Raw genomic sequence first — 14666 nt, 5'->3', positions numbered from 1 at the left:
CAAAAAGGTTAAGTTAAATAACTTTAAAAGGTAAATTTATGATCCAACAATTAGATTCTTAAGGTTATGGGCTGCTTCAGATTGCCCCTTAACTCCAAATTCAATTTGCTGATCTTTATTGGACGTTAAACAACTTCCTCCAATAGTATCCCATATTGAAAGAATCGCACCAAAATTACAATCAAAATGCTTTGAGTTAATTGAGTGGTGAAGTTGATGCTGAGCGGGAGAGACTAGAATTTTTTCTAGCCAATTCCAGTAACTAATACTCACATGAGAATGCCTAAGATTAGAACCTAGGGCATGAAATACTACAACAAATAAGCTTGCTCCAAAAATTTCGATCAGAGAAACGCTTCCAGAGAAAAAGAAAAAACAAACTCCTAGACATAACGAGTGAACCACTAAAGCTCGAAAGCTAAAAAGAACTGCCTCAATAGGGTGAGTTCTAAGTACTGTTAATGGGGTTAAATTAGTTGCCGAGTGATGGGCTTTATGAAATCGCCATAATATAGGAACACGATGCATCAGTCTATGGACTAAATATCTTGAAAAATCATCTACAACAAAAAGAGTGGTAGTAAAAATTATCATCACCATCCAAACAGGAATTGATTCTGAAGGTCTCGAAAATAACAGGTGCATATTTTCAAAGACAAATAAGGTTAGAGCAAGCTGACCTAGTAAGATAGGTGCTAAAAGCTTTATGAAAAATTGATTGAGAACCATTAATTTATAGTCGCCAATTGCTGATTTAGAAAACCAAATTTTAGAATTGAAAAAACCACTGACAATAGTTGTCAGTGGTTTTTTTTGAACTGCCCTAAGCCAAATTACTGCTATAAAGGCAGCGCTTATTAGGTATCCAACAAATAAGCGCTTTTCAGGGTTAAGAAAATTTGCGAAAAAGTCAGTCATTCTCCGCGCTAGATTTTCCACCAAGAGTTTTCACTAATTCAGCTAAACCTGCAGTCTGATCATGAGATTTTGCAACAACTGCAAACTCATCAACCATTAGGTTTTGAACTTTCAACATGTGCGCCATATAGCCACCCCATGACTCAGAATTACTCTGGATATACTCTCCATTTGAATCAACTCCAGTAACTTGGGTGTTACCTAAAAGTAGTGGGCTGTGTCCAATTAATCGGTTTAGCCTAACAGATACTGCGCCCATGTCTTTTCCACCAACTTGAAGCGCTAACGCAAAACCTTTTAGCTCACCCCAATGCTTCGCATAGTTACGCCATGCTTTAGCAACATCTCCATTAGATTCAAGGATTGCCTCAATTTTAACCATGTCCTCATAAGTCTCACCTGCGTACTTGAATACTGCCTCAGCTATTACTTTTTCCCAGTTAGTCTTAATTATTTTAGCGTAAGCTTTAAGCTGATCACGTTGAGAATCACTAAGAGCGTTAGCATCTGCCTCCACTAGCATATCTCTTCCATCCATGTATGCCCCGACAATGTCATGAAGGTAAGTTGTTTTTCCACCCTTATCAAATGAAGATGCATAATAGGCATGACCAAAAGCCATTTCTTTATATAAGTCTACTTTGCCATCATAGTTATAATCAGCAGCAGTTACATCTTTTTGTTTAGCAATATTGTAAACATCTTGAGCTGAAAGAGTTAGTGTGTGCGATGGAGCGCCAAAATAGCCAAATGCCTCATCCCAAACATGCTCTTTACCCGTATAGGCAGCACCATCTTTGTATGGCTTATTATTAGGCTTAGTATCTGCCTCAAGCTTTTCATCAAGATAGTTATCAACTGCCTGGTTATACATCACAGCACCCATTAAAAATTTAGATACTAATTGAGTATAGTCATAAGCATGTGCAGCATCATAACCAGCCTCAGCATCAGCAGCTTTCTCAAACATAAAAGCGACTACTTCAGGGCCAGTCATATTCCCAGGCCAGCCTGGAATTAAACCTTTATACGTTTTTCCGCTAAGATTTTTACTAGAGAGTTCACCAATGGTAGACTGCATAATAACAAAATCACCTTTTGTTGCTGGAGCAATAATCACTCGATCTGCACTTCCACCAGAATAATAGCTTTGCATTGCAGATACATCACCCTTAGAAATTAATTTCTTAAGAGAGCTTTCAAGAGCATGTCTCGCCATTTGTCCTTTATATGATGTAGAGGTTGTTGCACTTCCAGAGTAGTCTTTAAGTGTAATTGGAAAATCAGCATAGACATTTGATCTAGCAAATGATGCTGATGAAATCAAAATTGCTGACGTAAGAACGACAGTTAGTGGAACCGCTTTGGCGGTAAATCGCTTTATAAACATTGCTTATTCCTTAAAAAAAGTTAAAGTTAAAGTATTTCTTATTGCAAATGATAATCACTATCATTTGCATATGATACCTATTTTCATTTAATAAGCAACTTCTTTTTATGAATAATTCCAACCCTATCTGCAAAGGCTTCTGCTTCGCTTTCATCATGTGTCACAAGGATAGATGTGACCCCAGCATTTTTTAAAATAACCCTAACTTCTTGGACTAATTGATCACGATGAGATTTGTCTAAACTTGAGAAAGGCTCATCAAGTAGCAATAGTTTTGGAGAGGTTGCAAGTGATCTTGCAAGAGAAACACGTTGTTGTTCACCGCCTGAAAGTTGGTGAGGGTATTTTTTTTCGATTCCTTGAAGGCTAATTAACTCTAAAAGGGTTTGAACTCTTTCAATTTTGTCTTTTTTAGAAAGATAGTCAATCCCAAAACTAATATTTTGAAAGACTGTCATATGAGGAAATAGAGCATAATCCTGAAAAACCATTCCGATTTCTCTTAACTCTGGTTTGACAGAATGATTTCCATCTAAACTTAAGTTATTACCATCTAAAGCGACTCTTCCGTTACTAGCGCTTTCAAGTCCAGCTATGAACCTAAGGGCAGAACTTTTTCCGCTTCCACTATCGCCCAGAAGTGCAAATATATCACCACTTTGGAGATCCAAATTAAAGCCATCTAGAACATGATTTTCATCAAATGAGACTGATAAATTACTAACACTAAGCATTGTTTAAATACAAATAATAATGATTCTCATTATTATATAAGAGTAATTCTCTTTATGTAAACTTATGAAACAAAAATTTAACTCTACTGAATGATTGGTAATTCCTCTGCAGCCCTTATACTTAACCACTCAGGTCCGTTTTCAGTAATGACAATATTTTCTTCGTGAACCATTTCTTTACCTGGAAGAAACGCCATTCCTGGCTCTAAAGTCAAAACAACACCCGGCTCAAGAACAGTATTGTCAGTTGAAGTATTTGATGGCCACTCAGTTAACTGCATTCCGAGCCCATGCCCAAGCCTGCCAACTGTGTTGCCTAAAGCTCCACCTTTTTGGAGGATATCATTCATTGCATTAAAAATATCTGAGGTTGTGTTTCCGACTTGAGCAGCATTAAATCCTGCCTCAGTAGCATCATAGGCAACTCTATAAGCTTTTTTAGCTTCATCTCCTATGTGTCCAAATGCATAATTTCTATCAAAGTCACAGAAATAACTGTCAAAAACTGAGCCAGTATCTATTATAAAAAGATCACCCTCTTCAATGATTTTCTCTGTTGGCCCCATAATAATTGAGCCATATCCTTCTTGTCCCGAACCTGAAACAATATAAGGAGTGTCATCTGCCCCCAAAGAAAGAAGGTGCTGCTTGAATCTCTTACAATTTTCACGCTCACTTTCACCAGCCTTAAGAAAACCTTCTAAATCTATAAAGCCTTGTGAAGTTAGCTGACAGATATGTTTAATCTTTGCAATTTCTGCTGCTGATTTTACAAACCTTACTTTTCTGAGAATTTTGTTTGCATCTTTAATCTCAATACCATTTAAAGCGTTTATTAAATATTCGTAATCACCCAGTGGCATCCTTAGAGTGCTTTCGAGGGTTTTAGGAACACCAAGACATTTATGAGTCTTCGTTAAGGAGTTTATTGAAGACAAGAGAATACTAATTCCATCGTCTTTTGGGTTGGGAGAAGTCCACGTCTTTATATCATCAACCCATGTTTCTCTCATTCCAGACTCACCGATCGTAGGAATAATTGCTTGAGGTTTGCCACTGACTGGAATCAGAACATACCAAGGCCTTGTTGGACTTTGAAAGAATTGAGTTTTAAAACCTGTGTAATACTCAATATCAACCTGAGTAGTCAATAAGATAACATCCATCTTAGACTCAAACATAAGTTTTTGAATTTTATTAAGCCTATTTTCATATTCAGAAACTTCAAAGCCTCTAGTTGGAATAATCATTTCTTTATCTCCTGTCAAATTAAAGGCCGCTTAAAACTTCGGATGAAGACCTGCCCACTAATTCTTCGTACATCGTTTCATCGGTGTCACCCTCTGTCCCAAAAAATAAAATCTTTGAACTCTCATTAATTGACAGTTTTTCTTTAAGGTCACTATCATTACATGCTATGAGGAATCCTGCCAGTCCAGTAACAGCAGACTCTCCAGCAACAATAGGCTTGTCTCGATTGGCAAGAAGTTGCATCACTTTAGGGATTGATTCATCAGTTATTGACATAAAGTGGGGCACATAACTCTCAAGTATAGACCATGCTAATAAAGATACTTCTCCACAAGCAAGACCGGCCATTATGGTATCTAGATCACCGTGGATAACAGTTGGCTTTTCATTAACCGCACTCTGAAATAAGCAATCAGCATTTGTCGGCTCTACCATCACGAAAATAGGAGGAAACTCGAGGCTCTCAACTATGAAGGAAACAACAGCTGCTGGGAATCCTCCAACGCCTCCTTGTAAAAAAACATGTGTTGGCATTTCATCCAGCTGCTTGAGAGACTCATCCACCATTACAGTGTATCCCTGCATTACATCTTTTGGAATATCCGTATAACCTTCATAGGAAGTGTCAGATACAACCGTATAATCATTTTTATCGGCCACTTCAGCAGCTAAACGAACTGAGTCATCATAGTTCCCTTTAATTCTATTAACTTGTGCTCCATATTTAGCAATCGCCTCTTCTCGCCCAACACTGACATTTCGATGAATATAAATTTCACAGTTACAACCAAAATGAAGAGATCCCCAAGCAACTGACCTGCCGTGATTTCCATCAGTTGCGCAGCAGACAGTAATTTTTGAAGTTTCATGTTTATATGTACCAGCAATAAGATCCTTTGAGCTAGCTGTAATTCCAATTTCCTTTAGTTTCTTAATTAAAAGATTGGCTACTGCATAAGCACCTCCAAGGGCTTTAAAGCTTTTGAGAGAGAAACGAAAGTTTTCATCCTTGTATGCAATTGATGAAACGCCGGCATCTTTGGCCATATCAGGGAAAAAATGGAGCGGTGTTGGCTCATAATTATCCCACGTGGTGATTTCATTATTTGCTCGTTCAAATGCCTCTAAACTCAATATATGCTGATGCTTATATTCAAAGTCAGCTTGAATGTTTAAATTCTCAAAATGTTTTGTTGAATGAACTAAGTGCTTGTATTGTTTAATCATAATCGTAAAAATATTTGGTAGGTTTAGTATTAATTGACGTTGTTAATAAATTTTTTAAGAAATTCTTTAGTTCGTCTCTTTTCTGGATTTGCAAAAATATTCTCAGGCTTTCCAGACTCCACTATTTGACCCGCATCAAAAAATAAAACTCTATCTGCAAATTCTCGTGCAAAGTTCATTTCATGAGTAACCGTTAACATCGTAGTATCCGTATCAGATGCTAACTTACGAAGAACAGTTAATACCTCATCAACAAGCTCTGGATCTAGAGCTGAGGTAACTTCATCGAACAACATAATTTTTGGCTCCATAGCTAAAGCTCTAGCTATTGCTACGCGTTGCTGCTGGCCACCTGATAATTCATGAGGATAATGATCTTTTTTATCGTTTAGCCCAATTAAATTAAATAATTCTTCAGCCTTATCTTTCGCCTCAGGCTTTGATCTTTTCTTTATTAAGATCTGGGGCTGTTCAACATTTTCAATAGCAGTTAGATGAGGAAATAAATTGAATTGCTGAAAGACCATCCCAATATGATCACGCATTTTGTGAAGATGATTTTCAGAGGCCGGGATAATTTTTCCATTATTTTTTTCATGCCATAAATATTCACCGTTAACTGAAACAAAGCCATCATCAATAGTTTCTAGTGTCATCAAAATTCGTAAGATTGTTGTCTTTCCAGAACCACTTGGCCCTATCAAAGCTAATTTTTCACCATCTTTCACTTCCAAATTTAACTTATCTAAAACCTTTAAATCTCCGAAAGATTTTGAAACATTTTCAAACTGTATAATATTATTCATAGTATTAAATTTTTAGTTAGTTATTAATTTTGTTTAAGTATTTTTATCAATTAAGGGTTTCTGGAGTTTTAAAAATATTCACATCCACAATTTCCTCTCTCTTTGCTTTTTCTACTTGTACTAAAGTTGTATGGCAAGTTGGTCCTTGACTTAAAGACGAAGTTCCAACATCTTTTGTGAGAACATTAGGGTTACCATGTCTCTCTAAATTTAAAGCATAGTCTGGATCAAACCAGGCGCCAGTTGACAGTACAACAACTCCAGGCATAACACTATCAGAAATATTTGCGCCAGCCAATACCCTTCCTCTTTTATTAAATAACATCACAATATCACCATCCTGAATATCTCTTTCTAGAGCGTCTGATGGATTAATCATCACTGGCTCCTTGCCTTTTATTTTACTGTTCTGACTATTGGCAGCGTTATCAAGCTGACTGTGGAGTCTATGCGTTGGCTGATTTGAAATTAAATGCAATGGATATTCATCTATGTTTCCTAACCACTCATATGGCTCAAACCAGTAAGGGTGGGAGAAGCAATCACTTAATTGAAAGTTAGATATAGTTTCAGAAGATATTTCTATTTTTCCTGAAGGGGTATTTAAAGGAAAATTAATTGGATCTTTTCTAAAATCATTAAACATAATTTTTTCAATCTTTGGGGCTGGAAGTTCAAAATACCCTTTTTCCCAGAATTCTTCAAAACTTGGAAAACTTATATTTTTTTGATGTGCTTTTGAGCTGTTATTCCATATAAATTTTATCCAATCCAATTCACTCTTATCTTCAGTAAATGATTCTAGAAAGCCCAGTTTTTTTGATAACCCTGAAAATATTTCAAAATCAGTTTTTGAATTTTTATAGCTTTTCATGGCTTTTTTATTCGCTACAACTGTTGGATCTCTTGGATTCAACATTAAATCATTTCTCTCTAAAGCGGTGTTAGCTGGGAAAATAATATCGGCATGACGAGCCTGAGAATTCCACCAAATTTCATTAACAATAATTGTATTGGGTTTTTGCCAAGCTTTAGTCAGTCGATTTAAGTCTTGATGATGATGAAAGGGATTTCCTCCCGCCCAATAAATTAATTTTATATCTGGGTATGTTAATTTCTTTCCATCATAATCAAACTCCCCTCCTGGGTTTTCCAGCATATCGGTTACTCTTGCAACTGGAATAAAATCTTTAATCTTATTTTTACCTTGAGGCAGGCTTTGCCAAGGAATTTTATCAAATGAATCACCTGTACTATTTACACTAGAGTATCCAAATCCAAAGCCACCACTGGCAGTTCCGATTTGGCCTAGCATTGCCGCAAGAGTAATTCCCATCCACAAAGGCTGCTCCCCTCTCGATGCTCTTTGTAGGCTCCAAGATAAAGAAATCATGGTTTTTTTTGTTATTATTTTATTTGCTAGCTCGTAGATTGTTTTGACAGGAATACTTGTAATTTTTGATGCCCATTCAGGGCTGCATTCTTGATTATTTTTTTTGCCTAGTACGTAGTCAGAAAAACTATCGAATCCCACAGTATATTTATCTATGAAACCCTTATCATAAGATTGATTTTTAATCAAAATATGAGCTAGAGCCAACATTAAAGCGGTATCAGTATTTGGCCGAATAGGAACTTGCTGTGCTTTTAAAAATTTAGGCGCGTCATCTATAAGAGGGCTAATATTAATAAATTCAACCCCTTTATCAAAACACTTTTTTATGCCTAACTTGGTAACGTGCTTTCCTACGCCTCCAGCTGAAACTTTAGAGTTTTTTAATGGCATTCCGCCAAACATTAATATTAACTCACACTCCTCAGATAGAGCATTCCAGGTCGTATGCTCCTCTAGTGTTGTATATAAGTCTAAACCAATTATATGAGGGAGGAGGGTCTGCGCTGCAGCGTATGAGTAACTTTGAAATGATGAGCTAAAGCCTCCAAATAAATTAAAGAAACGATTAACTTGGCTTTTAGCATGGTGAAATCTTCCAGCACTTGCCCATCCATACGACCCGGCATAAATTGCTGAATTACCATAGGTATTTTTAGTTTTTAATAGCTCTTTAGATGCAAGCTCAAAAGCCTCATCCCAACTGACAGGTATAAACTCATCTTGGCCCCTTCTACCATCACTTTTACCTATATTATCTAGCCATCCTTTTCTTACATGAGGCTGAGTAATTCTTAGATTATCGATAGCAGCATCAGCTAAACCTAAACCAAATTCTGTTGGAGCCGAATCTAACCCCCAATTATCTAATTGTATTTTTTTATTGTTATCTACTGAAAAATTATAAGTTCCCCAGTGCGAACTTACGAAATTCATCGAGTCACCTTTATTGGCTTAAATTTCTTTTCTAATTTCATTGCTAGCATTGCTGAGGGAATAGATACGATTAAAAAGAACACCCCAACAAGGGTCATAGGCTCAAGATAAGTGTAATAACTATTACTATATTGATCCGCTGCTCTAAATAATTCAACTACTGTAATAAATGCCAACAATGGCGTCTCTTTAAACATTGTGATCAAATAGTTTGCAAGTGGCGGAATCATAGGGGGGATAGCTTGAGGCAAAATAACATGCTTCCAAGCTTGATATGGATTATAGTTTAGAGACTTTGCAGCTTCCCACTGACCTTTAGAAACATTATCAATGCCAGCCCTAAAAACTTCAGACGTATATGTACTAAAGTGAATACCTAATACAATTACCCCGCATGTAAAGGCTTCTAGGAAAATTCCAAAATCAGGAAGGACATAAAATACAACATATAACTGCACTAGGATTGGTGTTCTTCTAACAAACTCCGTCATCCAATATAAGGAAACACGCACAAACTTGCTTTTAGACATCTTGAAAATAGCTATCGCTAATCCTAAAATATAAGCAATTAAAGATGCAACAATCGTAGCTTCAATTGTAATGACTAAGCCTTTAAGAAGCTGAGGTAAGACTGCATATGCATGATCCCAATTCCATTCCATGACTACTTATCTCCTGCGGTCATAATATTTCTACCTTTAGAAAACTTCTTAGCAATCATGTCTACTATCTGAACTAAGACTGTAGCAATAATAAAATAAATAATGAGAATTAATAGGAATGGTTCTAATGTTAAAGCAGTCTGAACCCTAATTATTTGGGCCATGAAAGTAAGATCTGAAATAGTAATAAGAGAGCATACTGCTGTTAATTTCATCAGCTCAATAAGTAGATTCCCAAATGTAGGAATCATAATTGGAATTGCTTGAGGAATAATAACGTATCTATATTTCTCGTAACTTGAGTAGTTTAAAGCTTTTGATGCCTCATGTTGCTCCTTGCTAACAGCAAGTAAAGCTCCTCTTACAGCTTCTGATCCATAGGCACCAACATTCAGGCCACAAGCAATAACGCCCGCTGTTATGGCATCAAAATAAATGCCCCACATTGGTAAAACAAAATAAATAAAAAACATTTGAACAAGAGCTGAACTGCCACGAAAAAATTCTAAATAAACAATTGCTATTACTCTTACTGAGGCAAATGATGATATTCGTGCAATTCCAACAATAAATGAAACAATGAGTGCTAAGATTGCACCCATTACAGTCAACTGTATCGTTGTGATAGTTCCTTTAATAAGTAGTGGGTAAAACTCTAAAACTTCATTCATAAAAAACTCTAAAAAAAACTGCCCTGTAAAAAACGACAGGGCAGATTAGGTTACTAAATAAACTCTAAAAACAAACACTGCCACTAATATTTACAGGGCAGAATAAGGTTAAAGAATAAATTTACATTCCATCAGGACATTGAGTCAAATAAGACTTCGAAGCAGTTGCAGCCGCAGAGAAACCATAAGGCGCAATAATTGCCTCAAACTCTCCAGTAGCCTTTAACATAGCTAAAGCCATATTGTATTCAGACCTGAACTCTAAATCATCCTTGTTAAATGCTGCACCAGCACAACCCATTGGAACACCTGTAACAGGCATTATTAACTCAAGGTTTGGATCATTAGTTTTATTAAGTAGATCTGCTGTACCTAAACCTGATAGAGCAAAAACGTCAACTCTACCTTGTTGTAGCATCTTAATACCACTTGGAGGCGCATCAAAATAAACAATCTGATCAGCACTTACACCGCGCTCTAAAGCATATTTTTCTTCAGCACAACCAGCACATGTAGTCATTTTTAAAGCTGGGTTAGCAGCAATGTCTTCATAAGTTAATAGGTTGTTTGGGTTTCCAGCTGGAACAGCAAAAGCTTCAGCGCCACATAAATCAGGCTCAGAATAAATGATAGACTCACATCTGCCAGGCTTAATGTAAAGACCAGAAGTTGCCATATCTACTCTTCTTGCTTGTAGAGCAGGAATCATAGCACCATACATAATAACCTCAGCTTTTAACTCTGGAACACCTAGAACGGCAAGAACAGCACGCGCAACATCTGGTGCAGCACCAGTAACATAGCCATCAGATTTAATATCACTGTAAGGTGGTTCATTTGCAACAGCAACTGTTGCATATCCTTGTTTCTTAAGTCTTTTTAATGTATCAGATTCAGCAGAAGATGTTTGTGCTAAACCTAAAACAAGAAAAAAACATGTAAAAATCGAAATGATTTTTTTCATAAAGTTCTCCTTTTTTATTTATGAAGGCAAAGTTTAACACTATCATTAAGATTAGAAAGATTTAGATTTGCTAAAATTTGCATAATTTACGCATTATTTTGATTTTTTTAAATAAATTATGTGATAACATCGTATTATGAATAAATTAGATAGTTTTGATTACAAAATTCTAAAAATTGTCCAAGAAAATAATAAGATTACTTCTCAGCAGTTAGCGAAAGCAGTGGGATTATCATCTTCGGCCTGTCAAAGAAGATTAAATTCAATGCGTAAAACTGGCATTATAGAAAGAGATATATCAGTTTTAGATCGCAATCAACTGGATAGAAAAATTACCATTATAGTGCAGATACTTAGTGATATAGAGGGCACAGCGCCTGATATTCAATTTAAAAAAACAATGTTTGATGCTCCAGAAGTTATGCAGTGTTACTACGTTACTGGTGATTATGATTATGTTTTAATGGCTACCTTTAAAGAAATGGGAGATTATGAAGATTTTACAAAAAAATATTTTTTAGAAAATCCAAATATCAAACGCTTTAGTTCAATGGTGGTTATGAATAAAGTTAAAGAAAATTTATCTATTCCAATTGACTAGCTTTGTTTCTCAGTTAAAGATAAATGAGCTATTAGCTTCTAAAGGATAGTTTACATCTTAAGTCGTTTATCTTGCTTTAATTGCCTCCTCTCAATTGTAATTGAAGCAATTGCTACCATGATTACCCCTATTCCCTGAGTAATAGTAATTGCATCTGAATATGCCATAAAACCGAAAACTAGCACCAATAGAGGTTCTGTATAGCCAATATTAGCAGTTCTTATAGGGCCATATTTACGAACAGACATGTGATAAAACATCATTCCTGTAGCAAAAAAAGTTCCCGAAATGAGAGACAGAATTATTCCTTCATTTTGCGGCCAATAAAAACCAGTTTCATTTATAAACAAGTATAAGAAGGTAAGCGCTGGAATAAGAGTAGTGTATTTAACAATTTCCCAGTTTTTTAAACTACTTACTTTTGGCGTTGTAATTAAAATTAAAGAATAGGTCATTGCTGAAAGTAAGGCTAAAACTATCCCAATTACCATTGTGTAAAAGCCTTCTGAACTCTGAGAGAGCGCAGCAATTCCTAGAGTTGCAAGTATAAACATAAGTATTGTTATTAAATCGAGAGATCTTCGCTTTGTCAGTGAAACTATTAAATAAGTAATTAAGGGATAAGTAAAAAGCACAACACTAGCAAGCCCTACCGACATATATTTTACTGCTTCAACATAAAGCCAGGACTGCACACCGAATAAAACAGAAAGAATAAGAATCCAAATGCCCAGTTTTTGATGCTTAATTTCGTTAAAAGAGAAAAGACTTTTGGTAACAAGCAGTGAAGTACAGAAAGTTGTGCCAAAGCGAACAAATAAAAATAAAAAAGCGCTAATCTCAAAAGTATAAATTAACGGCACCATAGTTACATTAAGTGCATAAAAAAAAGAGGATAGAAGTGCAAATCGAATTACAAACATTTTGAATCCAAAACAACAAAAATTTATAAATTTAATTTTATAAGATAAATTTATAGCTAATTTAGTTCATTTCAATTCAAAACTGGTATTTTTTTTCCAATTTTTAAACACTTTAGGATATCATTGCCGCTTCATTTTATTTTAAGGAGAGGAAATGGATTTTGATCAAAATTTAATAGCACCTGCACTTGGTGTTTTAGGCTTACTTATTGTTGTATTTATATATCAATGGATAAGTAAACAAGATGGTGGAAGTGGTGACGTTAAAAAAATTGGTGAACAAATTCATATTGGCGCGATTGTTTTCATGAAGCGTGAATATCAAATGCTAAGCATGTTTGCTTTAGCCCTATTAGTATTACTTTATATATTCCTTGGCCCTTTAAGTGCCTTATGTTTCTTTGTTGGAGCTGTTACTTCTGCCACCGCTGGTTATATAGGCATGAACACAGCAACTATTGCTAATGTAAGAACAGCTCAAGCGGCTCATGATAGCGGAAGCTCTGCTGCCCTAACTGTTGCATTCTTTGGTGGCTCAGTAATGGGTTTGTCGGTTGCGGCTCTTGGTTTATTAGGACTAGGCGGACTTTACTACTTCTTTGGTGCAGAGCATTCAGAAGCACTTCATGGTTTTGCTATGGGCGCCTCAGTTGTTGCACTATTCTCTCGTGTTGGCGGCGGTATCTTTACCAAGAGTGCTGATGTTGGAGCTGACTTAGTTGGTAAATTAGAGGCAGGGATACCAGAAGACGATCCTCGTAACCCTGCAGTTATTGCTGATAATGTTGGTGATAATGTAGGTGATATAGCTGGTATGGGCTCAGATATCTTTGAGTCATATTGTGGCTCAATGATTGCAACAATAGCAATTGCATCTACTCTTGCTATTGATGGTCTTACTTCACTTGGTGGAAACCGAGCTGAGTTAATGTCTCTTCCCTTAGCGCTTGCATCACTTGGCCTGGTTTGCTCAATTCTTGGAATTTTATTTGTTAAATTATCTTCAAATAAATCACCTGAATCTGCTTTGAGAATGGGAACAATTGGCTCTGCTTTATTATTTATCGTTACATCTTATTTTCTAATCGATTTTTTAGATGTCTCAAATTCTATTTGGGTAGCTGTCCTAATGGGAAGCTTTGGCGGAATCATTATTGGTCTTGTTACTGAATACTATACTGCTGGAAAGCCAATTAGAGATATTGCGGAATCTGGAAAAACTGGTGCTGCAACAGTAATGATTAAAGGCCTAGCAATAGGAATGCAATCTGTTGTAATTCCAGTATTGATGATTTGCTTAATTATTTATGTCTCTAATCTTTTTGTTGGCTTGTATGGTGTTGGTATTGCTGCAATAGGAATGCTTGCAACGGTCGGTATGACTATGGCAATTGATGCTTATGGACCAATTGCAGATAATGCAGGCGGCATTGCAGAAATGGCTGGACTTGGAGAGGATACTCGTAAGATTACAGACTCTCTTGATGAGCTTGGCAATACAACTGCAGCTATTGGTAAGGGATTTGCGATCGGCGCTGCTGCTCTTGCTGCCCTTGCGATTATTACTGCCTATACTGAGACGGTTAGTGCTAATTACGCCGCAATGGGTATGAACTTTATACTCGAGTTAAATAGTGCAGACGTTTTAATTGGCCTATTTATTGGTGGCACGATTCCATTCTTAATAGCCTCTCTTACGATGACTGCTGTTGGAGATGCTGCTTTTGAAATGATTGAAGAAGTAAGAAGACAGTTTAAAGAGATAAAAGGACTTCTAGAAGGTAAAGCAGAGCCAGATACTGCTAAATGCGTTGATATTGCTACAACTGCAGCACTTAAGAAAATGATTCTTCCAGGAGTCATTGCAGTAGCAGCCCCCGTTATTGTAGGGTTCCTTATTGGCCCTGAAGCACTTGGCGGAATGCTTGGTGGCGCTCTTCTTGGCTGTGTTCTAATGGCTCTAATGATGGCTAATGCGGGCGGCGCTTGGGATAACGCTAAGAAGTATGTTGAAAAAGGAAACTTAGGCGGCAAAGGTACAGATACTCACGCAGCTACTGTTGTAGGTGATACTGTTGGTGACCCGTTTAAGGATACCTCTGGTCCAGCGATGAACATTCTTATCAATGTAATGGCGATTGTAAGTTTAGTTATTGCGCCGTTATTGTAAAAAGTTACTCTATCGGCCCT

Annotated in this window: 13 protein-coding genes; 2 read left to right on the top strand and 11 right to left on the bottom strand. The window is 36.5% G+C overall.

Annotated features, from left to right (window positions below; translation table 11 throughout):
* Positions 1 to 36: 36 nt before the first annotated feature.
* From AC5YGD_RS02945 to ehuB, 10 genes are all read right to left on the bottom strand, one after another.
* Complete coding sequence (locus tag AC5YGD_RS02945) at positions 37 to 918, bottom strand: sterol desaturase family protein (protein WP_416652985.1); 882 nt, start codon at positions 916 to 918, stop codon at positions 37 to 39.
* Positions 911 to 2308 carry a DUF4856 domain-containing protein gene (locus tag AC5YGD_RS02940; protein ID WP_496142057.1) on the bottom strand — a complete coding sequence of 466 codons (1398 nt, stop codon included), beginning with the start codon at positions 2306 to 2308 and terminating at the stop codon, positions 911 to 913. The genes AC5YGD_RS02945 and AC5YGD_RS02940 overlap by 8 nt, the downstream gene beginning before the upstream one ends.
* Before the next feature lie 83 nt (positions 2309 to 2391).
* Positions 2392 to 3042 carry an ABC transporter ATP-binding protein gene (locus AC5YGD_RS02935; RefSeq protein ID WP_416652981.1) on the bottom strand — a complete coding sequence of 217 codons (651 nt, stop codon included), beginning with the start codon at positions 3040 to 3042 and terminating at the stop codon, positions 2392 to 2394.
* An 83-nt stretch (positions 3043 to 3125) separates the two neighbouring features.
* Positions 3126 to 4292: a M24 family metallopeptidase gene (locus AC5YGD_RS02930; RefSeq protein ID WP_416679019.1), complete on the bottom strand. Its 1167-nt coding sequence runs from the start codon at positions 4290 to 4292 to the stop codon at positions 3126 to 3128.
* A gap of 19 nt (positions 4293 to 4311) precedes the next feature.
* Positions 4312 to 5520 (bottom strand): diaminopropionate ammonia-lyase, encoded by a 1209-nt coding sequence (locus AC5YGD_RS02925; protein ID WP_496142056.1) that lies wholly within the window; start codon positions 5518 to 5520, stop codon positions 4312 to 4314.
* A 29-nt stretch (positions 5521 to 5549) separates the two neighbouring features.
* Entirely contained in the window at positions 5550 to 6326 is a 777-nt protein-coding gene (ehuA, locus tag AC5YGD_RS02920) for an ectoine/hydroxyectoine ABC transporter ATP-binding protein EhuA (RefSeq protein WP_271537677.1), read from the bottom strand.
* Positions 6327 to 6372: 46 nt separating this feature from the next.
* On the bottom strand, positions 6373 to 8655 hold the full coding sequence (locus AC5YGD_RS02915) for a molybdopterin-dependent oxidoreductase (protein WP_496142055.1): 2283 nt from the start codon (positions 8653 to 8655) through the stop codon (positions 6373 to 6375).
* Complete coding sequence (gene ehuD, locus AC5YGD_RS02910; protein ID WP_271541644.1) at positions 8652 to 9317, bottom strand: ectoine/hydroxyectoine ABC transporter permease subunit EhuD; 666 nt, start codon at positions 9315 to 9317, stop codon at positions 8652 to 8654. The genes AC5YGD_RS02915 and ehuD overlap by 4 nt, the downstream gene beginning before the upstream one ends.
* 2 nt (positions 9318 to 9319) lie before the next feature.
* Positions 9320 to 9988 carry an ectoine/hydroxyectoine ABC transporter permease subunit EhuC gene (gene ehuC / locus AC5YGD_RS02905; RefSeq protein ID WP_496142054.1) on the bottom strand — a complete coding sequence of 223 codons (669 nt, stop codon included), beginning with the start codon at positions 9986 to 9988 and terminating at the stop codon, positions 9320 to 9322.
* A 121-nt stretch (positions 9989 to 10109) separates the two neighbouring features.
* A complete protein-coding gene (gene ehuB / locus AC5YGD_RS02900) occupies positions 10110 to 10952 on the bottom strand; it encodes an ectoine/hydroxyectoine ABC transporter substrate-binding protein EhuB (RefSeq protein WP_271541642.1) in 843 nt (280 codons plus the stop codon).
* A 136-nt stretch (positions 10953 to 11088) separates the two neighbouring features.
* Between ehuB and AC5YGD_RS02895 the strand changes: the two genes are divergently transcribed.
* Positions 11089 to 11553: an Lrp/AsnC ligand binding domain-containing protein gene (locus tag AC5YGD_RS02895; RefSeq protein ID WP_496142053.1), complete on the top strand. Its 465-nt coding sequence runs from the start codon at positions 11089 to 11091 to the stop codon at positions 11551 to 11553.
* Positions 11554 to 11603: 50 nt separating this feature from the next.
* On the opposite strand, the gene AC5YGD_RS02890 is transcribed toward AC5YGD_RS02895, so the two are convergent.
* Positions 11604 to 12476 (bottom strand): EamA family transporter, encoded by an 873-nt coding sequence (locus AC5YGD_RS02890; protein ID WP_496142052.1) that lies wholly within the window; start codon positions 12474 to 12476, stop codon positions 11604 to 11606.
* Between the two features lie 154 nt (positions 12477 to 12630).
* Here AC5YGD_RS02890 and AC5YGD_RS02885 point away from each other — a divergent pair, with 154 nt between their 5' ends.
* Complete coding sequence (locus AC5YGD_RS02885) at positions 12631 to 14646, top strand: sodium-translocating pyrophosphatase (protein ID WP_271537771.1); 2016 nt, start codon at positions 12631 to 12633, stop codon at positions 14644 to 14646.
* Positions 14647 to 14666 lie beyond the last annotated feature (20 nt).

It is taken from the genome of Candidatus Pseudothioglobus sp. uisw_070, from assembly GCF_059512545.2.
This window is presented reverse-complemented; position numbering and strand designations above follow the sequence as displayed.

Excerpts from the sequence above, each read along its gene's own strand:
- AC5YGD_RS02945 (WP_416652985.1), bottom strand. The coding sequence starts at position 918 with ATGACTGACTTTTTCGCAAATTTTCTTAACCCTGAAAAGCGCTTATTT.
- AC5YGD_RS02940 (WP_496142057.1), bottom strand. The coding sequence starts at position 2,308 with ATGTTTATAAAGCGATTTACCGCCAAAGCGGTTCCACTAACTGTCGTT.
- AC5YGD_RS02935 (WP_416652981.1), bottom strand. The coding sequence starts at position 3,042 with ATGCTTAGTGTTAGTAATTTATCAGTCTCATTTGATGAAAATCATGTT.
- AC5YGD_RS02930 (WP_416679019.1), bottom strand. The coding sequence starts at position 4,292 with ATGATTATTCCAACTAGAGGCTTTGAAGTTTCTGAATATGAAAATAGG.
- AC5YGD_RS02925 (WP_496142056.1), bottom strand. The coding sequence starts at position 5,520 with ATGATTAAACAATACAAGCACTTAGTTCATTCAACAAAACATTTTGAG.
- ehuA (WP_271537677.1), bottom strand. The coding sequence starts at position 6,326 with ATGAATAATATTATACAGTTTGAAAATGTTTCAAAATCTTTCGGAGAT.
- AC5YGD_RS02915 (WP_496142055.1), bottom strand. The coding sequence starts at position 8,655 with ATGAATTTCGTAAGTTCGCACTGGGGAACTTATAATTTTTCAGTAGAT.
- ehuD (WP_271541644.1), bottom strand. The coding sequence starts at position 9,317 with ATGGAATGGAATTGGGATCATGCATATGCAGTCTTACCTCAGCTTCTT.
- ehuC (WP_496142054.1), bottom strand. The coding sequence starts at position 9,988 with ATGAATGAAGTTTTAGAGTTTTACCCACTACTTATTAAAGGAACTATC.
- ehuB (WP_271541642.1), bottom strand. The coding sequence starts at position 10,952 with ATGAAAAAAATCATTTCGATTTTTACATGTTTTTTTCTTGTTTTAGGT.
- AC5YGD_RS02895 (WP_496142053.1), top strand. The coding sequence starts at position 11,089 with ATGAATAAATTAGATAGTTTTGATTACAAAATTCTAAAAATTGTCCAA.
- AC5YGD_RS02890 (WP_496142052.1), bottom strand. The coding sequence starts at position 12,476 with ATGTTTGTAATTCGATTTGCACTTCTATCCTCTTTTTTTTATGCACTT.
- AC5YGD_RS02885 (WP_271537771.1), top strand. The coding sequence starts at position 12,631 with ATGGATTTTGATCAAAATTTAATAGCACCTGCACTTGGTGTTTTAGGC.